The organism is Vibrio paracholerae, assembly GCF_037672085.1.
Lineage (GTDB): Bacteria > Pseudomonadota > Gammaproteobacteria > Enterobacterales > Vibrionaceae > Vibrio > Vibrio cholerae.
This window is the reverse complement of the sequence record NZ_JBBHLM010000002.1, coordinates 1871017-1896773: the sequence shown is the minus strand read 5'-3', so window position 1 is coordinate 1896773 and position 25757 is coordinate 1871017. Positions and strand designations below refer to the sequence as shown.

At 46.3% G+C, this 25757-nt stretch carries 22 protein-coding genes; 18 read left to right on the top strand and 4 right to left on the bottom strand.

All coding sequences use genetic code 11. The features are described from left to right. Positions 1 to 2: 2 nt before the first annotated feature. Complete coding sequence (locus R4537_RS13715) at positions 3 to 1796, bottom strand: sensor histidine kinase (protein ID WP_071178467.1); 1794 nt, start codon at positions 1794 to 1796, stop codon at positions 3 to 5. Between R4537_RS13715 and R4537_RS13710 the strand changes: the two genes are divergently transcribed. From R4537_RS13710 to pyrF, 14 genes are all read left to right on the top strand, one after another. Beyond that, a complete protein-coding gene (locus R4537_RS13710) occupies positions 1786 to 2004 on the top strand; it encodes a TolB protein (protein ID WP_165819065.1) in 219 nt (72 codons plus the stop codon). The two genes, R4537_RS13715 and R4537_RS13710, sit on opposite strands and share 11 nt — an antisense overlap. A gap of 290 nt (positions 2005 to 2294) precedes the next feature. Next, positions 2295 to 3596 carry a trigger factor gene (tig, locus tag R4537_RS13705; protein WP_001198441.1) on the top strand — a complete coding sequence of 434 codons (1302 nt, stop codon included), beginning with the start codon at positions 2295 to 2297 and terminating at the stop codon, positions 3594 to 3596. A gap of 105 nt (positions 3597 to 3701) precedes the next feature. Further along, entirely contained in the window at positions 3702 to 4328 is a 627-nt protein-coding gene (gene clpP, locus R4537_RS13700) for an ATP-dependent Clp endopeptidase proteolytic subunit ClpP (RefSeq protein WP_000121679.1), read from the top strand. 79 nt (positions 4329 to 4407) lie between these two features. Then, the gene (gene clpX, locus R4537_RS13695) at positions 4408 to 5688 is read left to right on the top strand and encodes an ATP-dependent protease ATP-binding subunit ClpX (protein ID WP_000130332.1); all 1281 of its coding nucleotides are present in this window, start codon (positions 4408 to 4410) and stop codon (positions 5686 to 5688) included. A 122-nt stretch (positions 5689 to 5810) separates the two neighbouring features. Further along, positions 5811 to 8171: an endopeptidase La gene (lon, locus tag R4537_RS13690; RefSeq protein WP_001047611.1), complete on the top strand. Its 2361-nt coding sequence runs from the start codon at positions 5811 to 5813 to the stop codon at positions 8169 to 8171. Between the two features lie 183 nt (positions 8172 to 8354). After that, a complete protein-coding gene (locus tag R4537_RS13685) occupies positions 8355 to 8627 on the top strand; it encodes an HU family DNA-binding protein (RefSeq protein WP_071178466.1) in 273 nt (90 codons plus the stop codon). Positions 8628 to 8779: 152 nt separating this feature from the next. Next, positions 8780 to 10639, top strand: coding sequence for a peptidylprolyl isomerase (ppiD, locus tag R4537_RS13680; RefSeq protein ID WP_071178465.1), 1860 nt, complete (start codon positions 8780 to 8782; stop codon positions 10637 to 10639). Positions 10640 to 10773: 134 nt separating this feature from the next. Further along, on the top strand, positions 10774 to 11085 hold the full coding sequence (locus R4537_RS13675; protein WP_071178464.1) for a ComEA family DNA-binding protein: 312 nt from the start codon (positions 10774 to 10776) through the stop codon (positions 11083 to 11085). 182 nt (positions 11086 to 11267) lie between these two features. Further along, positions 11268 to 11945 (top strand): (d)CMP kinase, encoded by a 678-nt coding sequence (cmk, locus tag R4537_RS13670; protein ID WP_071178463.1) that lies wholly within the window; start codon positions 11268 to 11270, stop codon positions 11943 to 11945. A gap of 108 nt (positions 11946 to 12053) precedes the next feature. Further along, positions 12054 to 13724 (top strand): 30S ribosomal protein S1, encoded by a 1671-nt coding sequence (gene rpsA / locus R4537_RS13665; RefSeq protein ID WP_000140316.1) that lies wholly within the window; start codon positions 12054 to 12056, stop codon positions 13722 to 13724. Positions 13725 to 14013: 289 nt separating this feature from the next. Then, the gene (ihfB, locus tag R4537_RS13660) at positions 14014 to 14292 is read left to right on the top strand and encodes an integration host factor subunit beta (protein ID WP_000167341.1); all 279 of its coding nucleotides are present in this window, start codon (positions 14014 to 14016) and stop codon (positions 14290 to 14292) included. A 138-nt stretch (positions 14293 to 14430) separates the two neighbouring features. After that, positions 14431 to 14712, top strand: a complete 282-nt coding sequence (locus tag R4537_RS13655; protein WP_071178462.1) for a LapA family protein — start codon at positions 14431 to 14433, stop codon at positions 14710 to 14712. Positions 14713 to 14723: 11 nt separating this feature from the next. Continuing rightward, positions 14724 to 15893 carry a lipopolysaccharide assembly protein LapB gene (gene lapB / locus R4537_RS13650; protein ID WP_000889965.1) on the top strand — a complete coding sequence of 390 codons (1170 nt, stop codon included), beginning with the start codon at positions 14724 to 14726 and terminating at the stop codon, positions 15891 to 15893. Positions 15894 to 15966: 73 nt separating this feature from the next. Continuing rightward, positions 15967 to 16662 (top strand): orotidine-5'-phosphate decarboxylase, encoded by a 696-nt coding sequence (gene pyrF / locus R4537_RS13645; RefSeq protein ID WP_000999560.1) that lies wholly within the window; start codon positions 15967 to 15969, stop codon positions 16660 to 16662. Between the two features lie 56 nt (positions 16663 to 16718). Here pyrF and miaE read toward each other — a convergent pair whose 3' ends face one another. Further along, positions 16719 to 17489: a tRNA isopentenyl-2-thiomethyl-A-37 hydroxylase MiaE gene (miaE, locus tag R4537_RS13640; RefSeq protein ID WP_071178461.1), complete on the bottom strand. Its 771-nt coding sequence runs from the start codon at positions 17487 to 17489 to the stop codon at positions 16719 to 16721. A 67-nt stretch (positions 17490 to 17556) separates the two neighbouring features. Then, on the bottom strand, positions 17557 to 18321 hold the full coding sequence (locus R4537_RS13635; protein ID WP_001020615.1) for a hypothetical protein: 765 nt from the start codon (positions 18319 to 18321) through the stop codon (positions 17557 to 17559). Between the two features lie 288 nt (positions 18322 to 18609). Here R4537_RS13635 and cysB point away from each other — a divergent pair, with 288 nt between their 5' ends. Continuing rightward, positions 18610 to 19584 carry an HTH-type transcriptional regulator CysB gene (cysB, locus tag R4537_RS13630; protein WP_000776222.1) on the top strand — a complete coding sequence of 325 codons (975 nt, stop codon included), beginning with the start codon at positions 18610 to 18612 and terminating at the stop codon, positions 19582 to 19584. A 61-nt stretch (positions 19585 to 19645) separates the two neighbouring features. Further along, the gene (locus tag R4537_RS13625; protein WP_071178460.1) at positions 19646 to 20842 is read left to right on the top strand and encodes a methyltransferase; all 1197 of its coding nucleotides are present in this window, start codon (positions 19646 to 19648) and stop codon (positions 20840 to 20842) included. Positions 20843 to 20883: 41 nt separating this feature from the next. Here the strand turns inward: R4537_RS13625 and ald are convergent, their stop codons facing one another. After that, the gene (gene ald, locus R4537_RS13620; protein WP_000583513.1) at positions 20884 to 22008 is read right to left on the bottom strand and encodes an alanine dehydrogenase; all 1125 of its coding nucleotides are present in this window, start codon (positions 22006 to 22008) and stop codon (positions 20884 to 20886) included. Between the two features lie 156 nt (positions 22009 to 22164). Between ald and lrp the strand changes: the two genes are divergently transcribed. Next, positions 22165 to 22659 carry a leucine-responsive transcriptional regulator Lrp gene (gene lrp, locus R4537_RS13615; protein WP_000228497.1) on the top strand — a complete coding sequence of 165 codons (495 nt, stop codon included), beginning with the start codon at positions 22165 to 22167 and terminating at the stop codon, positions 22657 to 22659. Between the two features lie 177 nt (positions 22660 to 22836). Next, complete coding sequence (gene ftsK / locus R4537_RS13610; RefSeq protein WP_071178459.1) at positions 22837 to 25719, top strand: DNA translocase FtsK; 2883 nt, start codon at positions 22837 to 22839, stop codon at positions 25717 to 25719. The last annotated feature ends 38 nt before the right edge of the window (positions 25720 to 25757 follow it).

The window sequence follows — 25757 nt, the reverse complement described above, 5'->3', positions numbered from 1 at the left end:
GGTTAGTCCATATTGAGAGGTGTGAAACGAGGCAGGGTGATGGTAAAGCGCGCTCCACCGAGTGGTGAAGTCGCCACGCTCAATGTTCCCTGCATGCTGTGCAAAATTTGCTGTGAAATAGAAAGTCCAAGCCCTAAACCATTCTTTTTCGTGGTGTGGAAGGGTTCAAACAGATGGGGCAAGGTTTCAATGCCGACACCGGGGCCATTATCATCAACGAAAAGCGCTATTTGCTGTTCAGAGGTTTGCAAACGGATTTGAACCACGCGCTCCGCTTGTCCCTCTAACGCTTGCAGCGCATTGGTGAGCAGATTAATCAGCACTTGTTCTAACTGGATGGGATTGACGCGTACCCAAACGGGCGTTTTGAGGTCGCACAGCTCTAACAACGTCATCTGCGCTTTAAATTGCCCAGTCATCAACTCTTTGGCCGACAAAATCAACGGGTACAACTGCACGTCTTGCTGTTCATTGGAAGTGGATTTTCGGGCGAAAGATTTAAGCTGCTCACTGATTTTCGCCATGCGCTCCGTCAGTGCGGAAATACGCGAGAGATTTTCTTCAGCGCGTTCAGGCTTGTTGGTGGCAAGGAAACGGCGGCCGTTATCGGCAAAACTGCGGATCGCCGCCAGCGGATTGTTCAGCTCGTGGCTAATACTGGCCGACATTTGGCCGAGCACTGCCAGTTTCGCCGCTTGGATCAGCTCATCTTGTGTTTGGCGCAGCGCGTGCTCGGTTTTGATCCGTTCAGCAATTTCCGCATGCAATTTGGCGGTGCGCTCCATCACCTCAAATTCAAGCTTCTGCTTGGTCTCTTGCTGCAGCTGCTCGATTTGCCGCTGACGCAGCTGCCGGTGATGCCACAGTTGAAAGCCCAAATACACAATCGCAAACAACATGCAGAGAATAATCACTAAGCCAAACGCCGACCAAAAGAGTTCGATTTTCGGTGAAAGTACGCGAATGGTCAGAGCAAGTTCAGGAAGCGGGCGACTCGAAACAATGTAGTCATCTTGCAGCCAATGTTTTTCAGGCTTGTGCCATTCGCTTTGCTCCGCTTGCAAGTCGCCCTGCCAGCCGAGGGAAGGAATAGGGCTGTCTAAATATTGCTGGCTTTGGCGAATGTCGTTGAGCTGTGCGGGAGATAAATCTGCAACGCTATGAAACAGCCAAGCGGGTTGGCTCGACATAAATACCACTTGATGATCATCGGTCGCCACAAAATAGCTGCTCTTGCTTTGCCAGCCCTGCTCAATGGCCGACAAATCCATTTTGACCACGATAACCCCTAAGATTTCCGCCGCATAAATCACTGGATAAGCGTAATAGTAGCCGCGTTGTCCTGAGGTTGACCCCAGCGCAAAATATTGGCTTTTTTGACCCGCAATGGAGAGGTAAAAATAAGGTCGCCATGCAAAGTTGCGTCCGATAAAAGAGCGATCCAAATTCCAGTTACTGGATGCGATCGTGTTGCCAAAGCGGTCGATCAAATAGGTATCTGCGGCTTGGATGACTTCATTGACTTGCTCTAAATAGCGATTGGTGATGTCGATTTGCGCCGAATTTTGTGCCGAGACCAGTGCATCCACCAACTCTTTATCTTTAGAAATCAGATGGGGAATGTGGGCGTATTTATCTAAAGTCGCAACGATATGGCTTGAAAAACGATCAAGCTGCGACTGATGCTCATTGAGCAGCGCTTGATACTGGAAACGCCAGTATAAGTGCGTGCTCATGCTCACCAGCACAATAAACATGACCCACAACATCAAGCTGAGACGACGAATGGATGGCATCCTTGGCTCTTATCTACAAATCCTTTCGTTACATCATACTGAGAATGCACAGCCGAAGCGTCTAAAAAGATCGCAATCTCGGTCTGCAAAACAAGAGCAAGATCTCTTTTTACGCTTTTCAATAAAAAAAAGCCTCGATTCCATTGAAAAAGCCTATATTGTCCCCATTTCAGAGTCGCTATCGGTTTCCTTTTGGTGGAATTTTTAGCACTTGATTGGGTTTTCAGGAGATTGGCTTGACTCTGACCGGGGATTAACTCGACAGCTCCGGCTGTGGTCGTTAGAATGTCGCGTCTGAAATTTGGTCCTGAGACTAATCGGAGATACCTTTGCCAAAAGATATCGCTCATTAGTCTGGTTTTCTGGTGATTCGCTTGAAAGCCGATGCTCAATATTTACATATCAGTGTTCAATCGGGCACAACACAAGGATGCAGCCACACGTCGTGTTGGCTCATGACGCTCAGGAACCCTGAGCCAGTTTTGAGGTTTAGAAATAATGCAAGTTACTGTTGAAACGCTAGAAGGCCTACAGCGCCGTCTGAATATTACTGTTCCAGCTGCAAACATCGAAGACGCTGTAGCAGCTGAATTACGCAACATTGCGAAAAACCGTCGTTTCGATGGTTTCCGTAAAGGCAAAGTGCCAATGAAGATGGTTGCGAAAATGTACGGCAAAGCAGTACGTCAAGACGTGCTGGGTGAAGTGATGCAACGCCACTTCATCGAAGCGATCGTAAAAGAGAAAATCAATCCAGCTGGCGCGCCAACGTTTGCTCCAGTTGAAATTGGCGAAGGTAAAGATCTGGTTTTCACAGCAACATTTGAAGTTTACCCAGAAGTTGAGCTGAAAGGCCTAGAAAACATCGCAGTAGAGAAACCAGCAGCAGAAGTGACTGACGCTGACGTAGCAGAAATGCTGGAAACTCTGCGCAAGCAACAAGCGACTTGGAAAGAAGTTGACGAAGCGGCAGAAAACGGCAAGCGCGTTTCTATCGATTTCGTAGGTTCTATCGATGGCGTAGAGTTTGAAGGCGGTAAAGCAGAAAACTTCCCTCTGGAAATGGGCGCAGGCCGCATGATCCCAGGTTTTGAAGACGGTATCGTTGGCAAAACCAAGGGCATGGAATTCGTTATCGATGTGAACTTCCCAGAAGATTACCACGCTGAAAACCTGAAAGGTAAAGCGGCTAAGTTTGCTATCAAAGTGAACAAAGTAGAAGCACGTGAACTGCCAGAACTGAACGATGAGTTCGTTGCACGTTTTGGCGTAGCTGAAGGCGGCGTTGACGCTCTGAAAGCAGAAGTACGTAAGAACATGGAACGCGAACTGAAGCAAGCGATCAAAGCGCGCATCAAAGAGCAAGCGATTGAAGGTCTGGTAAAAGAGAACGAAATCCAAGTTCCTTCTGCACTGATCGATCAAGAGATCAACGTTTTGCGTCAGCAAGCTGCACAACGTTTCGGTGGCAATGTTGAAGCTGCGGCTCAACTGCCTCGTGAACTGTTCGAAGAGCAAGCGAAACGTCGCGTAGTGGTAGGTCTGCTGCTGGGTGAAGTGATCCGTACTCACGAGCTGAAAGCGGACGAAGAAAAAGTCAAAGCACTGATCACTGAAATGGCGACTGCGTATGAAGACCCATCAGAAGTGGTTTCTTACTACGAGCAAAACCAACAGCTGATGAACAACATGCGTAACGTTGCTCTTGAAGAGCAAGCGGTAGACGCGATCATTGCGAAAGCAAAAGTAACTGAAAAAGCGATCAGCTTCAGCGAGCTGATGAACCCAGTTGCTGCTTAATAAGCAAACTGTAGCGTAGAAGGTTGACGAAACAAGCAATCATCTGCTAACAATGGTCCGTGTGATACCCATCATCCGGGCCATTTATTTTAGGGATATAAGACTATGAGCTACCAAGAAAAAAATGCAATGTCGCCCATTTTTGACGCACTCGTACCTATGGTGGTTGAACAAACCTCTCGTGGTGAGCGTTCATACGACATCTATTCTCGCTTACTAAAAGAACGAGTGATTTTCTTAACCGGGCAAGTAGAAGATCACATGGCAAACCTTGTCGTGGCTCAACTGCTTTTCTTAGAATCTGAAAACCCTGATAAAGATATTTTCCTTTACATCAACTCACCCGGTGGCAGTGTCACTGCAGGGATGTCGATTTACGATACTATGCAGTTCATCAAGCCAAACGTGAGCACAGTGTGTATGGGGCAAGCCTGTTCAATGGGCGCTTTCTTGCTTGCTGGTGGTGCACCGGGCAAGCGTTATGTACTGCCGAATTCTCGCGTCATGATTCACCAACCACTGGGTGGATTCCAAGGCCAAGCCTCTGATATTCAAATTCATGCTCAAGAAATTCTGACCATTAAAAACAAACTGAACCGTTTGTTGGCAGAGCACACAGGCCAGCCACTTGAAGTGATTGAACGTGATACCGATCGTGATAACTTCATGTCGGCAGATCAAGCAGTGGAATACGGTTTGGTGGATGCGGTGCTGAAACACCGTGGCGAGTAAGCTCGCAATTGTATAACGCAATTTTGATTGAATTGTTATACACTCAAACCAAAGTGAGTAAAGGCTAAGAGGTTAGCGAATGACAGACAAAAGCAAAGAGGGCGGTAGTAGTAAACTGCTGTACTGCTCTTTCTGTGGCAAAAGCCAGCACGAAGTTCGCAAACTGATCGCAGGTCCGTCCGTGTACATTTGTGATGAGTGCGTTGATTTATGCAACGACATCATCCGCGAAGAGATCAAAGATGTTCTGCCAAAAAAGGAATCAGCGGCGTTACCGACGCCAAGAAAGATTCGTGAACATCTCGACGATTATGTGATTGGTCAAGAACACGCCAAAAAAGTGCTAGCCGTTGCGGTATATAACCACTACAAGCGTTTACGTAATGGTGATACGACTAGCGAAGGCGTTGAGCTGGGCAAAAGTAATATTTTGCTGATTGGCCCAACGGGTAGCGGTAAAACACTACTGGCTGAAACGCTGGCGCGTTTGCTGGATGTGCCATTTACCATGGCGGATGCGACCACATTAACCGAAGCAGGTTACGTGGGCGAAGATGTAGAAAATATCATTCAAAAGCTGCTGCAAAAATGCGATTACGATGTTGCAAAAGCGGAGCGTGGTATCGTCTATATCGATGAAATTGACAAAATTTCTCGTAAGTCTGAAAACCCATCCATCACACGTGACGTGTCGGGTGAAGGAGTTCAGCAAGCGCTGTTAAAACTGATTGAAGGTACAGTTGCTTCGGTTCCACCACAAGGTGGCCGTAAACATCCTCAGCAGGAATTCCTGCAAGTAGACACCTCGAAAATCCTGTTTATCTGTGGTGGCGCGTTTGCTGGCCTAGATAAAGTGATTGAACAACGTGTTGCGACAGGGACTGGTATCGGTTTTGGCGCGGATGTGCGTTCTAAAGACAACAGCAAAACCTTGAGTGAACTGTTCACTCAGGTTGAACCTGAAGATTTGGTGAAATACGGTTTGATCCCAGAGTTCATTGGTCGTCTGCCTGTTACGGCAACGCTGACTGAACTGGATGAAGCGGCATTGATTCAAATTCTGTGTGAACCAAAGAATGCATTGACCAAACAGTATGCTGCGTTGTTTGAACTGGAAAACGTTGATCTGGAGTTTCGTGAAGATGCGCTGAAAGCGATTGCCGCTAAAGCGATGAAGCGTAAAACCGGTGCGCGTGGTCTACGTTCAATCCTTGAAGCAGTTCTACTGGAAACCATGTACGAACTGCCTTCAATGGAAGAGGTCAGCAAGGTGGTGATTGACGAATCTGTGATCAACGGAGAGTCCGCACCGCTACTGATTTACAGCGCTAATGAGAGCCAAGCCGCTGGTGCGGAGTAATCTCAAGCAACAAAAAATAACGAGGAGGTATTCAATACCTCCTTTTTTTTATTCTGTCATTGAATCCAGTTAGTTAGCCCCCATATACTGCGTAACAAATGCAAAGCGGAAGAGAGAAAAATATGAACTTGGAGCGTTCCGAGCGTATCGAGATCCCCGTACTACCCCTGCGCGACGTGGTTGTCTATCCACATATGGTCATTCCTTTGTTTGTTGGCCGAGAAAAATCGATCCAGTGCCTAGAAGCGGCGATGGATAACAACAAGCAAGTGTTATTGGTGGCGCAAAAGAAAGCGGAAACCGATGAGCCGAAAGTCGCCGACTTATTTGAAGTCGGTACCGTCGCAACCATCTTACAGTTGCTGAAATTGCCTGATGGCACAGTGAAAGTACTGGTCGAAGGTCAACAGCGTGCCAAAATCACTCAATTCTATGAAGAAGAGTATTTCTTTGCCGATGCACAATATCTGGTGACACCAGAATTGGATGAGCGTGAGCAAGAAGTGGTGGTTCGCAGTGCGATTAACCAGTTTGAAGGCTTTATCAAACTCAACAAAAAAATCCCGCCTGAGGTACTCACTTCACTGAACGGGATTGATGAAGCCGCACGTTTAGCAGACACGATTGCCGCGCACATGCCGCTGAAATTGGTCGATAAACAGAAAGTGCTTGAACTGCTGGATGTCAGTGAACGTTTAGAATTCTTAATGGGGCAGATGGAGTCTGAAATCGATCTGCTGCAGGTTGAGAAGCGCATCCGCACCCGCGTTAAAAAGCAGATGGAAAAGTCACAGCGCGAGTACTATCTGAATGAACAGATGAAAGCGATTCAAAAAGAATTAGGCGAGATGGATGACGCGCCTGACGAATTTGAAACGCTGAAAAAGAAAATCGAAGAGTCGAAGATGCCGAAAGAGGCACGCGACAAAGCAGAGCAAGAGCTGCACAAGCTGAAAATGATGTCGCCGATGTCAGCAGAAGCAACGGTAGTGCGTAGCTACATCGATTGGATGGTCAATGTTCCGTGGACTAAGCGCAGCAAGGTGAAAAAAGATCTCTCTAAAGCAGAAGAGATCCTCAATGCTGACCACTACGGCTTAGAGCGGGTTAAAGAGCGTATTTTGGAATATCTCGCCGTGCAAAGTCGTATTAATAAGCTTAAAGGTCCAATCCTATGCTTAGTGGGGCCTCCGGGTGTGGGTAAAACCTCGCTGGGTCGCTCGATTGCCGCTGCGACTGGGCGTCAGTATGTGCGTATGGCACTGGGTGGCGTGCGTGACGAAGCGGAAATTCGTGGTCATCGCCGCACCTACATTGGCTCTATGCCGGGTAAGCTTATTCAGAAAATGGCGAAAGTTGGGGTGAAAAACCCACTCTTCTTGCTCGATGAAATCGACAAGATGTCATCGGATATGCGTGGCGATCCGGCTTCTGCACTGCTAGAGGTGCTTGACCCTGAGCAAAACAACTCGTTTAACGATCACTACCTAGAAGTGGATTATGACCTGTCGGATGTGATGTTCGTTGCGACTTCAAACTCGATGAACATTCCGGGCCCATTACTAGACCGTATGGAAGTGATTCGTTTATCGGGGTACACCGAAGATGAAAAACTCAATATTGCCAAAGACCATCTGGTCAGTAAGCAAGTTGAGCGTAACGGCCTCAAGCCAAGTGAGATAGTGATTGAAGATTCTGCGATTGTCGGCATCATTCGCTATTACACTCGCGAAGCGGGCGTGCGTGGTCTGGAGCGCGAAATCTCAAAGATCTGTCGTAAAGCCGTGAAGAAAATTCTGCTCGATAAAGGCGTGAAAACCGTTGTTGTAAACCAACAGAACTTAAAAGAGTTTTTAGGTGTACAACGTTTTGACTACGGTAAAGCGGAAGAGAGCAACCGTATTGGTCAAGTGAATGGCCTCGCGTGGACGGAAGTGGGCGGTGATTTACTGACCATCGAAACCCAATCGATGCCGGGTAAAGGTAAACTTACCCAAACCGGTTCACTGGGCGATGTGATGCAAGAGTCGATTCAAGCGGCGATGACGGTGGTGCGCTCTCGTGCAGAAAAATTGGGCATCAACCCTGATTTCTACGAGAAAAAAGATATCCATGTCCATGTCCCAGAAGGTGCGACACCTAAAGATGGCCCAAGTGCGGGTATCGCCATGTGTACAGCGCTGGTTTCTAGTTTGACCGGTAACCCAGTCAAAGCAGAAGTTGCCATGACCGGTGAAATCACTCTGCGTGGTGAAGTATTACCGATTGGTGGTTTGAAAGAGAAACTGCTGGCAGCACATCGCGGTGGCATCAAAACGGTGCTGATCCCGAAAGATAATGAGCGCGATCTGGAGGAGATCCCAGATAACGTGATCGCCGATCTGCAAGTACTTCCAGTGCAGTGGATTGACGAGGTGCTCAAAGTTGCCTTGGAGCAAGACCCGACCGGGGTTAGCTTTGAGAGCAAAAAGAGTGATGCATAGCAAAAATAAGTAAATCTTTACGCTGATAGGTCTAAAAAGGCTTGTCAGCGTTTTTTTTGAAGGCTAACGTTACTGTCAATAGCTTCTAGCCCTGATGCAACAAGGCTTTAGGCTAGTTTTAAACTTTAATGGAACGAAATCGGCACCGATAAAATAATAAAGGGTGACCAAAGGGGAATCACAGTGAATAAGACACAACTAGTAGAACAAATTGCAGCGAACGCAGATATTTCTAAAGCCTCTGCGGGTCGCGCTCTTGACGCATTCATCGAAGCCGTCAGCGGCACACTACAATCTGGTGACCAAGTGGCACTGGTTGGTTTTGGCACGTTCAGCGTACGTACTCGCGCAGCGCGTACTGGTCGTAATCCAAAAACTGGCGAAGAGATCAAAATCTCTGAAGCGAAAGTGCCTTCATTCAAAGCAGGTAAAGCTCTGAAAGACGCTTGCAACTAATTTGAATGAAGATTTTGCACTTTTCTGCAAAATAAATTCGAACCTTTTGAAATTATGCGCATCCTACTGATGCGCATTTCTTTTTCTGATATTATCGCGCCATTCATTTTGGGCTTACGTGCCTGATATCAACCCCGGAGAGTAGTAGCACTATGATGGATCGATTACGCGAAGGCGTGAACAGCATCGCGGTTAAAATTATCCTTGGATTAATCATCCTGTCTTTCATTTTTGCTGGTGTAGGTAACTACCTGATCAGCGGCGGTAATAACGCGGCCGCTAAAGTCGGCAATGCGGAAATCAGTCGTGGTGATTTTGAGCAAGCCTATCAAAACGAACGTAACCGTATGCAAGCTCAACTGGGCGATTATTTTTCAAACTTGCTGGCGGATCCGGCCTATGTTGCCTCTTTCCGCAAGTCAGTATTGGATCGTATGGTTAACGACTTGCTCTTAGAGCAACATGCGGCGTCACTAGGGCTACGTGTGAGCGATGAACAAGTTCGTCAATTGATCTTAGACGTTCCACAATTTCAATCTCAAGGTGTATTTGACCCTGCGGCTTACCAAGCGACTCTGCGTCGCGCAGGATTCACTCCTGAAATGTATGCTGAATATTTACGCAAAGATTTGGTGCGTAACCAATTGATGAGTGCTTTGCAAGGAAGTGAATTCAGCCTTTCTGGTGAAGTAAACTTGCAAGATGAATTGATTTCTCAGACGCGTGATATTCGTACGATCACCTTATCTCTACAAGACTTTGCAAAAAAAGTGACGTTGAGCGATGAAGAGATCGATCAGTACTACAAAGCTAACACCGAGCGTTTTACTCGCCCTGAGCAGGTAAAAGTCTCTTATGTTGAGCTCTCTGCTGATGGACTGAAAGCTCAAGTGACCATTGATGATGCGGCAGCACAGCAATATTACCAAGAACATTTGGATAAGTACTCTACCGCAGAACAGCGCAATGTGAGCCATATCCTTATTGAAGGTAATGATGAGCAAAAAGCGCAAGCGATTTTGGATGAACTGAATGCTGGTGCTGATTTTGCGACTTTAGCGAAAGAAAAATCACAAGATATCGGTAGTGCAGCAGAGGGCGGCTCACTGGGTTGGATTGAACCTGACACTATGGACCCAGCCTTTGAAGCGGCAGCATTTGCATTGACTGAAAATGGCCAAGTTTCGGGCCTAGTCAAATCGGATTTCGGTTATCACATCATTCGCTTAGACGACATCAAAGCGCCAGTAGTGAAACCTTACAGTGAAGTTGAACAGGAGATCAAACAAGAACTGATTGATCAGCAAGCCCTAGATAGTTTCTATGCTAAGCAGAGCGAACTCGAAAAGATGGCATTCGAACAATCAGACTCTCTGGATAAAGCAGCCAAGGCTATCTCAGCAACGGTTGTGCACACTGATTTTATCTCAGTTGAGCAAGTACCTTCAGTGTTAAGCACTCCTGCGGTATTACAAGCGTTGAAGTCACCAGAAGTGAAAGAAGATGGTCTCAACTCTGAGGTGATTGAAGTGGCTCCGGAGCATGTGGTGGTGGTTCGTGTTGAAGAGTTTCGTCCAGAAACTTTGCTGCCACTCGATGAAGTCAAAGCGCAAGTGGTTGAGCAGCTATCTCGTATGAAAGGTGAACAGCAAGCACTTGAATTGGGCAATCAGCTTGTGACTGCATTGAAAGCGGGTGAAACGGATCTGCTAGCAGAAAAAGGCGTTTCTTTTGGCGAATTACAAATGATCGATCGTAGCTCGCCGCTTGCCAATACGGTTTACGCCATGGTGAAACCACAAGAGGGCGAGAAGGTTTATGCCCAAGCGAAAGATTTTGACGGCAATATCGTTGTGATTGAGTTGAGCAAAGTGGAAAGTAAACTGACACCAGCTTATCACGAACAGATCGCTACACAGTTAGCACGTATCGGTTCTCAGCAAGATCTGGCGGGTGTGATCAGTGTGTTGCGTCAAAATACCGATATTGAGTATCACATTGCGACAGAATAATCATTCTTAATGTAATTGATATGTTTAAAGAAACGGGCTACAGCAGTAGCCCGTTCTATTTATAAAATGTCGAAATTTCCATCATTTTTACCCTCGCTATCATAAACCCTCTACAACCAAAATGAGGGTCTATCATGCAAATCAAAACTAAAGTAGTGACATTACTTCTTTCTCTCTGTCTGCCGACATTACCGTTACTGGCCAATGCCGAACAAACGGCATCTGCTGCACAGGTAGAAGAAGGTATTGTTATCACCGTCAACATTAACACCGCCTCGGCAGAAGAACTGGCGACGTTACTCAAAGGTATCGGGCTTAAGAAAGCTCAGGCGATTGTCGATTATCGAGAAGCCAACGGTCCTTTTTCTCATATCGATGATTTGACGAATGTAAAAGGGATTGGTGAAGCTACGGTGCGCAACAACGCCACGAGGATCTTGTTGTAAGCCGTAATAATATCACTTGGAATAACTCGGCTACGGCCGAGTTAATTTTTTAACTCAGTAGCCTTTTTATGGTTAATCAGGACTCTTGCCTAGCACCAGAGAGCCTTTGCACTTATAATTCTTCGCCGAAAACGCGGGCGTGACGATTCCAATCGCCTAAAAACAAAAAAGTGGAGAAATACATGTCTTCTCATACGCCAGTGGTTACCGTTGATGGACCTAGCGGTGCAGGTAAAGGCACATTGTGCATGTTGTTGGCTAAAAAACTCGGTTTTCAGCTATTGGATTCTGGCGCGATTTATCGCGTGTTGGCATTAGCTGCTCTTCACCATGGCGTTGATCTTGAATCTGAAGACGCTCTGGTTCCTCTTGCTACGCATCTTGATGTGCAGTTCATCGCAGAAGGCGACTTAGTGAAAGTGATTCTCGAAGGTGAAGATGTGTCCCGCGAGCTGCGTAAAGAAGAAACGGGGATGGCTGCGTCAAAAGTCGCGGCATTACCTCGGGTACGTGAAGCGCTGCTGCGCCGTCAACGCGCGTTTGCTAGTGGTATTGGATTAGTTGCAGATGGCCGTGATATGGGCACTGTGGTTTTTTCAGCGGCGGAAGCAAAAATTTTCCTTGATGCGAGTGCGGAAGAAAGAGCCCGTAGACGCTTCAAGCAGTTGCAACTGAAGGGGCTTGATGTTAAATTTGACGCCCTTTTAAGCGAAATTCAGGAAAGAGACGATCGCGACAGAAATCGTGCTGTTGCTCCATTACGTCCTGCCGAAGACGCATTAGTGCTTGATTCAACCACATTGACTATCGATGAAGTGTTGGAACAAGCGCTACAATATATCGAATCTAAGCTAGTGTGAATGGTTCACGCTAGGTAAGAACGTCGGTCGCAAGGATGATGACTGGCGAATTTAATAACCCCACGTGGTAGGACACCCGTGGCCGTTTAATTATTGAAGATTAAATAAATGACTGAATCTTTTGCTCAACTCTTTGAAGAGTTTCTGAACGAGACCCAATTCCAACAAGGTACTATCGTTAAAGGTACTGTAGTAGCAATCGAGAACGGCTACGTTCTGGTTGATGCTGGCCTGAAGTCTGAGTCTGCTATTCCTGCTGAACAATTCAAGAACGCTGCTGGCGAACTAGAAGTTCAAGTTGGTTCTCAAGTAGACGTAGCTCTGGACGCGGTTGAAGATGGTTTCGGCGAAACTCAACTTTCTCGTGAGAAAGCGAAGCGCCATGAAGCTTGGATCGTACTTGAAAAAGCTTACGAAGAAGCTGCAACTGTTATCGGTATCATTAACGGTAAAGTGAAAGGCGGTTTCACTGTTGAACTGAACGGCATCCGTGCGTTCCTGCCAGGTTCTCTGGTTGACGTACGTCCAATCCGTGACACAGCTCACCTAGAAAACAAAGAGCTAGAGTTCAAAGTTATCAAGCTAGACCAGAAGCGTAACAACGTTGTTGTTTCTCGTCGTGCAGTTATCGAATCTGAAAGCAGCGTAGAGCGTGATGAATTGCTTGAAACTCTGCAAGAAGGTACTGAAGTTAAAGGTATCGTTAAGAACCTGACTGACTACGGTGCGTTCGTTGATCTGGGCGGCGTTGACGGTCTGCTACACATCACTGATATGGCTTGGAAGCGCGTTAAGCATCCATCAGAAATCGTTAACGTTGGTGACGAGATCCTAGTTAAAGTACTGAAGTTCGATCGTGATCGTACTCGCGTATCTCTAGGTCTGAAACAGCTAGGCGAAGATCCATGGGTAGCAATCGCTAAGCGTTACCCAGAAGGTCACAAACTGTCTGGCCGTGTAACTAACCTGACTGACTACGGCTGCTTCGTTGAAATCGAAGAAGGCGTTGAAGGTCTAGTACACGTTTCTGAAATGGACTGGACGAACAAGAACATCCACCCATCTAAAGTTGTTAATGTTGGCGACGAAGTTGAGGTTATGGTTCTGGATATCGACGAAGAGCGTCGTCGTATCTCTCTAGGCCTGAAACAGTGTAAAGCTAACCCATGGCAATCATTCGCTGAAGCGCAAGCTAAAGGCGACAAAGTAACTGGTAAGATCAAGTCTATCACTGACTTTGGTATCTTCATCGGTCTAGAAGGCGGTATCGACGGTCTGGTTCATCTGTCTGACATCTCTTGGAACGTACCAGGAGAAGAAGCAGTTCGTGAATTCAAGAAAGGCGACGAAATCTCTGCAGTAGTTCTAGCAGTAGACGCTGAGCGTGAGCGTATTTCTCTGGGCATCAAGCAAATGGAGAACGATCCATTCAACGCTTATGTTGCAGACAACAAGAAAGGTGCTCTGGTTAACGGTACTGTTACTGCAGTTGACGCGAAAGGCGCAACCATCGAACTGGAAGACGGTGTTGAAGGTTACATCCGCGCTTCTGAAGTATCACGTGATCGTATCGAAGATGCATCACTGATCCTGAACGTTGGTGACAAAGTTGAAGCGAAATTTACTGGTGTTGACCGTAAAAACCGCGTAATCAACCTGTCTATCAAAGCGAAAGATGAAGCTGAAGAGCAAGAAGTAATGGCAACTCTGAACAAGCAAGATGAAGCTGCGTTCGGTAATGCTATGGCTGACGCTTTCAAAGCGGCGAAAGGCGAATAATAGCCAAACGCTAATAGACAAAAGGAGCCGCAAGGCTCCTTTTTTGTTGTCATCTCTAAACCACCGCTTTTAGTGATGGTGATTGTTTGTAATCTTATGATCGCTACCTAAGATTAAGTATAAGAAGTTGCCAAAGAGTCTCATAACGTCCACTCTTAGAAATAGAACAACAAATCCAATGTAAGATCTCGCTCGACGTCGAGTTCTTTTTCTACAATGTAAATCAAGTGTTTGTTGGAATTGATATTACTGACTATAATTGAGTGGTAACAACTCGAAGAGGGAAACTATGACTAAGTCCGAACTGATAGAAAGACTCTGTGCCGAACAAACGCACTTGTCTGCGAAAGAGATCGAAGATGCGGTAAAAAATATCCTTGAGCATATGGCCTCTACGTTAGAAGCGGGTGAGCGCATCGAGATTCGTGGTTTCGGTAGCTTTTCCTTACACTATCGTGAGCCTCGTGTTGGGCGTAATCCTAAGACTGGCGATAAGGTTGAGTTGGAAGGTAAGTACGTCCCGCATTTTAAACCAGGCAAAGAGCTACGCGAACGCGTTAACTTGTAATCTGGCTAAACTTTGTTCACACGAGCGGCATGCTAATCTAGCGTGCCGCTTTTTTATATCAGCGTGACTATTAGCCGTGGTTTGTGGCGCCATTTTCCTGCATAATCGGTGTGCCAATTTGTGAAAAGGTAATGACTTATGAAAATTATAAAGATGGTCGCCGTACTCGCTCTTTTCTTAATCGCATTAGCATTAGGCTCGCAAAACCAGTCGCTTGTGGTATTTAACTACTTACTAGCGCAAGGTGAGTTTCATTTATCGACCTTACTGGGTACGGTTTTTATTGTCGGCTTTGCTTGTGCAACGGTTATCTTCGGTGGAATGCACTTCAAATCGCAACTGAGAATTCGCAAACTTACCAAACAGTTAAAATTGGCCAGTCAGCAATCCGTACCAGAAACGAAAGTACATAGCGGATAAGGCTGTCTTCGATGTTAGAAATACTGTTCCTGTTATTACCAATCGCTGCTGCCTACGGCTGGTACATGGGGCATCGTAGCGCCCAGCAAGATAAACAGAAACAATCACACCACATTTCGCGTCAATATGTGACGGGCTTGAACCTCTTACTCTCCGATCAATCGGATAAAGCAGTTGATCACTTTATCGAATTATTACAAGTCGATAATGAAACCATTGATACCCATCTGGCACTTGGCAACCTTTTCCGTTCTCGTGGCGAAGTGGATCGCGCTATTCGTATTCACCAAAACCTTATTTCTCGTTCTGGTTTGACCATCGACCAAAAAAACTTGGCCCTGCAGCAGTTAGCTAAGGACTACATGGTGTCCGGTTTTCTTGATCGTGCTGAGAAAATATTTGAACAACTGATTGATGAGCCTGAGCATCGTGAATCCGCACTCCAGCAGCTCACGGCAATTTATCAACAGACTCGTGAGTGGCACAAAGCGATTGAGTGTGCGACCGCTTTGGTTAAGCTTGGCCGCAAACGTATGAAGGTGAATATTGCGCATTTCTACTGCGAGCTGGCCATGCTTGAAAAGGCGGACGGTAACGATAACAAAGCGATTCAACTGTTTAAAAAAGCATTACAAGAAGATCCAAAATGTGTACGTGCAACCATTTCACTCGGCAAACTCTACCTGCAAAACGAAGACTATCAGAAGACTATCGACCATCTAGAGATGGTTCTTGAGCAAGATATTGATTTTATCGGTGAAGTGCTCAATACGTTGGCTGAGTGTTACCACCATTTGGGCCGAGAGCAAGACTTGATAACCTTCTTACGTCGCTGTATTGCCAATAAAGCTGGGGTATCGGCAGAATTAATGCTCGCTCAGCTGGTTGCACAGCATGAAGGTATTGCCGCTGCACAAGAGATTTTAACTCGTCAGCTGGTTAAAAATCCTACGATGAAAGGCTTTTACCGGTTGATTGATTACCATATTGCTGAAGCAGAAGAGGGTAGAGCCAAAGCCAGTCTCTCTACGTTACAACGCTTAGTGGGGGAGCAGCTTAAAGTAAAACCCCACTACCGTTGCCGTAAATGTGGCTTTTCGACCCATTCACTCTATTGGCATTGCCCATCATGTAAAAACTGGGGCTCAATCAAGCCAATCAGAGGTTTAGATGGTGAGTAATTAAAAAATCAGAAGCATGATGCAGCTATTTATGGCTGCTTTTTTTTAACTCGATATACAGATAGGAGAAACGATGAACGACCCAAAAGTGATTGTTGCACTGGACTATGACAATCTGGCGGATGCGCTCGCGTTTGTGGACAAAATTGACCCAAGCACATGTCGACTCAAAGTGGGTAAAGAGATGTTTACTCTATTCGGTCCTGATTTTGTCCGTGAGCTGCATAAACGTGGTTTTTCTGTGTTTCTGGATCTGAAATTTCACGATATCCCCAATACCTGCTCAAAAGCAGTGAAAGCTGCCGCTGAGCTTGGGGTTTGGATGGTGAATGTGCACGCCAGTGGTGGCGAACGAATGATGGCAGCATCACGTGAGATTCTGGAACCGTATGGTAAGGATCGCCCACTGCTGATTGGTGTCACTGTATTGACCAGTATGGAATCTACCGATTTACAAGGTATTGGCATCCTGAGTGCACCACAAGATCATGTGCTGCGATTAGCAACGCTCACTAAAAATGCGGGTCTTGATGGTGTGGTGTGCTCTGCACAAGAAGCATCACTATTGAAGCAGAATTTAGGGCGTGAATTCAAACTGGTGACGCCAGGAATTCGTCCAGCGGGTTCAGAGCAAGGCGATCAACGCCGTATTATGACTCCAGCCCAAGCCATTGCCTCTGGTTCCGATTATCTCGTGATCGGTCGTCCTATCACCCAAGCCGCACATCCTGAAGTGGTTCTGGAAGAGATAAACTGCTCTTTAGTCTAGCTTTACTAGATTGGATAAACTTAAGCCCAGTCACAGTACTGGGCTTTTTAAAAAGGCTATCTAGGAATACCACTGTGAAACTTGAAATCGCTATCGGGAGTGGAAATTAACTCCGCTTCGACTTGGCCAAAATACGCAACACGCTCAGAGATATCGTAGCCCGCAATTTGTTCAGCAAGCTGTAAGTAGTCTTGATAATGACGAGCTTCAGAGCGAAGCAGAGAAACATAGAATTTGGCTATCTCGTCATCTAAGTATGGTGCTAGTTTGGCAAAGCGCTCACAAGAGCGAGCTTCAATGTAAGCGCCTACTATCAACTTATCAATCAATGTCTGTGGCTCATGGGTCTTCATATGGGCTAGAAGGCCTTTGGCATAACGGCTAGCCGGAATAGGCTCATACTCCACATTGCGTGCTTGCATAATTTCCAACACTTGATAGAAATGGTGTAGCTCTTCTTTGATCAGCAATACCATTTTATCGATCAAATCTTGGCTATAAGGAGAATCCGATTTGGCAATGATCGCTTTGGATATTTGGCTTTTGCCTTTAAGCGAGTGGATATCTCCAATTTTTCGATACGCGAAGTCTTCATAAGGTTTAAACCAATCCAATAGCGAAAGTTCACTCTCCTTATCAACCGCGTACTTACGAATTAGAAACATGGCGGATTGACCAGCTTTCAGCTCACATAACAAATGGTCTAACAATAAAATACGTAGGTTTTCAGGTTTGCGCGCTTCTTCAACCCATTCGTCAGGGGTCGGGCATAGCAAGAAATGGTTAATCGGTTCTAAAAGTTGTTGGATAGTAGATGGATGAATCATGGGCACTATTTAAGAAAAAGGCCGCATAAGCGGCCTGAAGTTAATCAAGTCATTGTCGCGTGGTATCTTACCACTTTTTCTTCTCGCCGAAGAGCGCATCCATATCACTTTTACGCTCATTAACTTCACTCTGTTGTAAGTCAGAAGCACTTTTATTTTGGCGTTTCTGCTCAAGGTCATCATACATGGTTTGTAGTTTTTCACGGGCTTGGTTGGAATAACTATCATTCTTTGATGCCAGCACATCGATCCCTTTTCGTAACAACTGAATTGCGGTACCAGGCTGACCACGTACAATCGAATCATTCGCACGTTTGATTACATTTTCAATATTAATACGAATCTGAATAGTCTCTAAGCGAGCATTTTCTGCCACATAGGCTTGGGTTTCAAACCGACCTTTATTGTGCTCGCTGCGAATGGTGTCACGCAGGCGTTTAACCAACTTTAGCATGATGATGGCTTGCTTATCACTGCTAGGTACTTTAAATGAAGTACTTTCACCACCTGGATGGCTATTTTGTAGGTGGTTGATTTGTCCCTTCATATTTTCGATACGTTGAGCCAGTTGTTTATTTTTAGGGTCAAGGTCATACATACTTTGTAGTGAATCTAGAATGCGGTTATTCAAGCAGACTAAAAGCTCTTTACTGAATGGCAAATGGTGAGCATTGCCGATTAAATCTTCAGTTGCATCAATAATCGCCACATAGCGTGATGATTCCTGTTTCTTGGCGCTTTCGACTTTCACCCGATATTGCAACATGATGTTGTAGCCAAGAACCAAAATGAGCAAAATGGCCACCAGAGCAATGATTAAACCTATATTCATAAAATCCGTATCTTCAGTTTTCAATGGCTAACGATTAAGGATACACGCTCGTTGTGATCCCGACAATTTACTCTTTTGATTATTCCTGTTTTATCAAGCAAAAACCGCTTTCCCAAGATGAGTTTGAGCGTTGCGTGGCAAATTTTCCACCGAATAAGCAAGACGCTGAATATTCACTTCACGCTTCTATCGATAAAGGCTAGGAATTGTCGCTCTGAAGCGTTATAACTAATAATTATAAAATATGTGTGTCTGTGGCAAAACACCGCAAAGGATTATGGGAAAAACATGAAACTGCAGCAGTTAAAGTACATTGTGGAAGTGGTCAATCATAATTTGAATGTCTCTGCGACCGCAGAAAACCTATATACCTCTCAGCCGGGGATCAGTAAACAAGTCAGGCTGTTAGAAGATGAGCTTGGAATTCAAATTTTTGAACGAAGTGGCAAGCATTTAACGCAAGTAACGCCTGCGGGCGAGCATATAGTGCGAATTGCGACGGAAATTTTATCGCGAGTCGAAAGCATCAAAGCAGTTGCCGCCGAGCATACCCATCCAGAAATGGGCACGCTGAATATTTCTACTACCCATACCCAAGCCCGCTATGCTCTGCCAGAGGTGATTAAAGGTTTTACTAAGCGTTATCCAAGAGTTTCTTTGCACATGCATCAAGGCACGCCAACCCAAATGTCAGAAGCGATTGCCAAAGGTACGGCAAATTTTGCGATTGCGACGGAAGCTTTGCATTTGTACCAAGATGCGATCATGTTGCCTTGTTATCACTGGAATCGCTCGATAGTGGTGCCTAAAGATCACCCACTGACCAAGAAAGAGCAGGTGACTATAGAAGATTTAGCGGCTTATCCATTAGTGACCTATGTTTTCGGCTTTACTGGACGTTCAGAGCTTGATAGCGCATTCAATCGAGTAGGCATGGCACCTAAAGTGGTCTTTACTGCCACCGATGCGGATGTGATCAAAACGTATGTCCGTATGGGTATCGGTGTCGGTGTAATCGCTAGCATGGCGGTAGACAAAAAGCAGGACACGGATCTAGTGGCGATTGATGCAAGCCATATTTTCAGCGCTAGCACGACCAGTATTGGCTTTCGCCGTGGTACTTTCCTTCGCTCTTATATGTTTGATTTTATGGAGCGCTTTGCTCCGCATCTTACCCGTCCAGTAGTGGAGCAAGCCATCTCTTTGAAATCGAATATTGAAATAGCAGAAATGTTTAAGGACATTGATCTGCCTGTGCGTTAACGCGCTTTTACTTTCACTTCATTGTGCTTCCTCCTAGAATGGCTCACCGATAGGAGGAAGCATGCAAGCTCTATTCATACAACTCGATTCATTCTTAACTCAAACCCAACCTTTTTGGCGTTATGAGGCTTTTCATGCTTGCCGTTTATCGGCGTTGCCTTGGGGGGATGCGTATCCCGAGTTAACGGCTTGGCTCTATGCTCTTAGTCGGGATGAGGTCGTGGAGTACAAAACCGAGCCAGAGAAACTCTCTTCCGTCTTATCTGGCTTTTTTCCTCGGTTAAAGGAGATGAAACTCGCATTCGATATTTCAGACTCTTCCTTGCTTTCACTCCCATTACCAAAGTTTTTTGATAAAGGGATCCCCGGACGTAAATGGCAACAAATAGAAGCGATCAGTAAAGTGCTTGTTGCGCACCATCAAGGCACTCAGTGGTTAGAGTGGTGTGCTGGAAAAGGTTACTTGGGGCGTATTTTGGCGGGGGTGACTCAGCAACCAGTGGTCAGTTTTGAGTATCAAGCCCAGCTTTGCTGCTCTGGACAACAAGAAGCCGATGCGCTGCAACTCCCTATGCAGTTTGTGCAGGGGGATGCATTTGATGAGCGTTCTGCGGCCCTGTTTAACTCCAGTACCCATGCTGTTGCCTTACATGCGTGTGGTGACTTACACGTAAAGATGTTGCATTACGCCACCTCTTCGCATGCCGCAGCGATTAGCTTTTCTCCCTGCTGCTACCATTTGATTCGAGATAACGAATATCACGCGATGTCGAAAGTGGCGGCTCAGTCAGATTTGCAATTGACCCGTCGAGAACTTCGACTGCCACTGCAAGAAACCGTGACCGGAGGGGAAAGGATTAGACGGCAACGACAGCTAGAGATGGCTTATCGGTTGGGATTTGATGCTCTGGTGAGTCAAGTGGGTCATCAAGCGGGTTATATACCTATCCCGAGCATTCAGAAATCAAAACTCAGCCAAGGGTTTGCCGAATTTTGCCAATGGGCGGTACAAGAGAAAAATATCGCTATGGATTTCACTCACGTCGATTTTGCTCATTTTGAAAGTTTAGGTCATCAGCGATTCTGGCAGATGGAACGGATAAGTTTAGTTCAAGACGGCTTTCGACGGCTGCTAGAGCTTTGGCTAGTGTTGGATAAAGCGCTCTATTTGCAGGATCAGGGCTATCAAGTCAGGGTGAGTGAGTTTTGCGATCGTAAAGCAACACCGCGTAATTTAGTGGTCAATGCTTGGCGCTGAACTGAAGAGGCGAGAGCCGATAATATCGGCTCTCTGAATCATTAATTAAACATCGCAATCGCTTTGGCGGGGTCGATATAATCGAGGCCAAAGTTTTCTGCAACCTCTTTGTAAGTCACTTTTCCGTGAATTACGTTGAGGCCTTTTAAAAATCCTGCATCTTCCAGTAGGGCTTTTTGGTAGCCTTTATTGGCGAGTTTAACGATATATGGTAGCGTGGCGTTATTAAGAGCAAAGGTAGAAGTGCGCGCCACAGCACCGGGCATGTTGGCTACACAGTAGTGCACCACATCATCAACAATATAAGTGGGCTCTGCGTGAGTGGTAGGGTGAGAGGTTTCGAAGCAGCCCCCTTGGTCGATCGCGACATCAACTACGGCTGAACCGGGTTTCATGCGTTTGATGTGTTGCTGAGTGACCAGTTTCGGTGCAGCAGCACCAGGGATAAGAACGGCACCGATCACTAAGTCGGCTTCTAATACGTATTTTTCGATGGCATCTGCGGTGGAATACACAACGTTGGCTCGGCCTTGAAACTCTTCATCGAGTTTACGTAGGGTATCGATGTTGCGATCTAGGATAGTGACATCAGCTCGTAGGCCAATAGCCATACGGGCTGCGTTAGCGCCGACTACGCCGCCGCCGAGTACCACGACTTTTGCAGGAGCAACACCGGGGACGCCACCGAGTAATAAGCCACTGCCGCCACGCGATTTTTCTAATGTCTGAGCACCAGCCTGAATGGACATCCGGCCTGCGACTTCAGACATAGGTGCCAGTAGTGGTAAGCGACCCATATTATCTGTTACAGTCTCATAGGCTATGCAGACGGCTTTGCTCTTGATTAGCTCTTCAGTTTGTGGAAAATCTGGAGCTAGGTGCAAATAAGTAAATAAAATTTGCCCCTCTTTGAGCATGGCTCGCTCGGTAGCTTGAGGTTCTTTAACCTTTACAATCATCTCTGCTTTCGCGAAGACGTCTGCAGCGGTAGGAAGAATGGATGCGCCTACAGCGATGTAATCATCGTCTGAAAAGCCGATGCCGGATCCGGCATTTGTTTCTACGTAAACTTGGTGTCCGTGTGAGACAAGTTCCCGCACGCTAGCTGGAATCATGCCCACACGATATTCGTGGTTCTTGATTTCTTTAGGAACGCCAATGATCATCCTAACTCCTTAGATTAATTTGGTTGTATTGACTATATGTAGGGTTGTTCTATCGAATTTGTGGCTAGTATAGTTACTAGTGTGAAAAATTTGATGCTAAATATTAAGAAGTTGTAGTATATTTTTTTGCAAGGAAGTAATAAGGTGGAATAAAAAATGGTGGATAGTTATAAGAAGCCGTCTAAGGACTTAGACCGTATAGATCGCAATATATTGAATGAATTGCAAAAAGACGGTCGAATTTCAAACGTAGAGTTATCAAAGCGTGTAGGGCTTTCACCTACACCATGTCTTGAGCGTGTTCGTCGTCTAGAACGCCAAGGGTTTATTACTGGTTATACCGCATTATTGAACCCTCAGTATTTGGATGCGTCACTGTTGGTATTTGTTGAAATTACGTTAAATCGTGGCGCGCCCGATGTATTTGAACAGTTTAATGCCGCGGTACAAAAGTTGGATGATATTCAAGAGTGTCACCTAGTTTCTGGTGATTTTGACTATCTGCTAAAAACCCGTGTATCGGATATGGGTGCTTATCGCCGTTTGTTAGGTGATACCTTGCTCCGTTTGCCGGGAGTCAATGACACTCGTACTTACGTGGTCATGGAAGAAGTGAAGCAAACCAACCAATTAGTGATTAAAACTCGCTAACTTAAAGCGAATGTTGGAGATCTTTCCACATTCTGACTTTCGCGAATTGGGTTTTTGCCCTTGATATGGTTAAATCTCCAAACAAACCGAGCGGCGTTGGCCGCTCGGACTGTTTCACCGCCATGAAACTGCGTATAGTGTTGCGCATTATGGCCTTAATCATAGTCAAGTTGGTTTATGTTCAAAGAGAACAAAAATAAAGTCGAAACCATTATTAAAACGAGTGAAGAGGCATCTTCTTCTCGACTCAATGGCTCACAACGTCTTAAAGAAAGCGGATTGATCTTAGCTTTCTTGTTTTCGATATTCCTTGCCGTTGCTCTGTTTAGTTTTAACCCCGCTGACCCGTCTTGGTCGCAAACGGCTTGGGGGACAGATATTCACAATGCAGCTGGTTTAGCGGGTGCTTGGCTGGCAGACACCCTATTCTTCGTTTTTGGCTCTTTAGCCTATCCATTGCCTTTTATTATTGCATTTGCAGCATGGGTGCTGTTACGCAAACGTGATGAAGGTGACGAAATCGATTTCACCCTTTGGGGCACCCGACTCCTTGGTCTAACCATAGTGCTATTGACCAGTTGTGGTCTTGCCGACATCAACTTTGATGACATTTGGTATTTTTCATCAGGTGGAGTGATTGGCGATGTGTTGACCAGCTTAGCACTGCCGACCTTGAACATTCTTGGAACAACGCTTGTGTTGCTCTTTTTGTGGGGGGCTGGCATCACCTTGTTGACGGGGATCTCTTGGCTGCGGATTGTGGAATGGATTGGTGAACGCAGTATTGCCGCATTTGTGGGACTGTTTAACCGTTTACGTGGTGAAAAAGCGGAGCGTGTGAAACCGGCGTTGGTGAAGCCTGAGCTGCCAGTTGAAGAGCTAGAACCTACATTTTCTGCGCCAATGGATACTGAGATTGATGAGCCAGCCCCGAGCTTACGTCGCTTTAATATTCATATGCCAGAAGAGCGTGACGTACCTGACATTCATTTTGAGCCCCAAGTGGAGCCTAAAGTCGAGTTGAAACCAGAGCCGCCAAGGCAGCGCGAACTTGCCCCCCATTTCTCACGCGTAGCCGCTCAAAATACACAGGTAGAGCCTGTCAGCTCTGCGCGCACTCAGCAATGGGATGCCACGATAGAAGAACTGGAGCAACAAGCTCGTCTAGTCGATGACTATGCTGTCGAGGATGATGCAGTGCCAAGCATTCTTACCTCCAGCACTCTTGCTGATGTTGACGATTCCATTTTGACCACTTCCATCACGGTGGATGAAGAAGAGGAGAGCCTCTCTGAAAACTTTAACCACTCGTTCAATATTGATGTGGAAGATGAAGAGGTTGAGCCCAGCATTGTTAACTTGAATTGGTCAGATGATGAAGATGAATCCGAAGATATGACTTCGGTTATGGTTTCGCCCGCAATAGAGTCTGATTGGGAAGACGAGGATGAGCCTGACGATCGCGATGTAGCGGCATTTCAAAACATCGTGTCCCAAGCACAAGTGAATGCGGCAGCGCAACAAAACCCGTTTTTGATGCAGAAGTCAGTAAACCTGCCAAAACCGACAGAACCAATGCCAACGTTAGAGCTGCTTTATCATCCGGAAAAGCGTGAAAACTTTATCGATCGTGAAGCTTTAGAAGAGATCGCGCGTTTGGTTGAGTCCAAACTGGCTGATTACAAGATCCAAGCCCAAGTCGTGGATATTTTCCCAGGTCCTGTGATCACGCGCTTTGAGTTGGATCTAGCACCAGGTGTGAAAGTGAGCCGGATTTCTAGTCTGTCGATGGACTTAGCCCGTTCACTCTCGGCGATGGCTGTGCGTGTCGTGGAAGTTATCCCCGGTAAACCCTATGTGGGGCTTGAGCTACCAAACATGTCACGTCAAACCGTGTATCTATCCGATGTGATTGCCAGTCCTCAATTTAAAGAGTCGAAGTCACCGACGACTGTGGTGCTTGGCCAAGATATCGCCGGCGATGCCGTGGTAGCGGATCTGTCTAAAATGCCTCATGTGTTGGTGGCGGGTACCACTGGTTCGGGTAAGTCGGTTGGGGTCAACGTGATGATCCTTAGCATGTTATATAAGGCTTCCCCAGAAGATGTCCGCTTCATCATGATTGACCCGAAAATGTTGGAGCTTTCCGTGTATGAAGGTATTCCTCATCTGTTAGCGGAAGTGGTGACCGACATGAAAGATGCCTCTAACGCGCTGCGCTGGTGTGTCGGAGAAATGGAGCGTCGTTATAAGCTGATGTCGGTACTTGGTGTACGTAATATCAAAGGCTTTAACGATAAACTGCGTATGGCTGCTGAAGCCGGACATCCTATCTACGATCCTCTTTGGAAAGACGGAGATAGCATGGCGAGTGAGCCGCCACTATTAGAAAAACTGCCTTATATTGTGGTCGTGGTCGATGAATTTGCTGACCTGATGATGGTCGTGGGTAAAAAAGTCGAAGAGCTGATTGCGCGTTTGGCACAAAAAGCCCGTGCGGCGGGTATCCACTTGATTTTGGCTACGCAGCGCCCATCTGTGGATGTGATTACGGGTCTGATTAAAGCCAACATTCCGACCCGCGTTGCCTTTACCGTCTCCACGAAAACAGACTCTCGGACGATTTTGGATCAAAGCGGCGCAGAATCACTCCTTGGTATGGGCGATATGCTCTATTTACCCGCAGGCTCCAGCCATACGATTCGCGTACATGGTGCATTTGCTTCGGATGACGATGTACATGCCGTGGTCAATAACTGGAAGGCTAGGGGCAAGCCGAATTACATCAGTGAGATTATCCAAGGTGATCACGGTCCAGAAGCCTTATTGCCTGGAGAGCAGTCTGAATCAGATGAAGAGCTCGACCCACTGTTTGATCAAGTGGTTGAGCACGTTGTCGAAACGCGCAGAGGCTCGGTTTCTGGGGTACAACGGCGGTTTAAGATTGGTTATAACCGCGCTGCACGTATTGTCGAACAGCTTGAAGCTCAAGGTATTGTAAGTGCACCAGGACATAACGGTAATCGTGATGTATTGGCTCCTGCACCTATACGAGATTAAACAGCAGAAACAACAAAAGTAAAAAAGGCGCTTTAAGC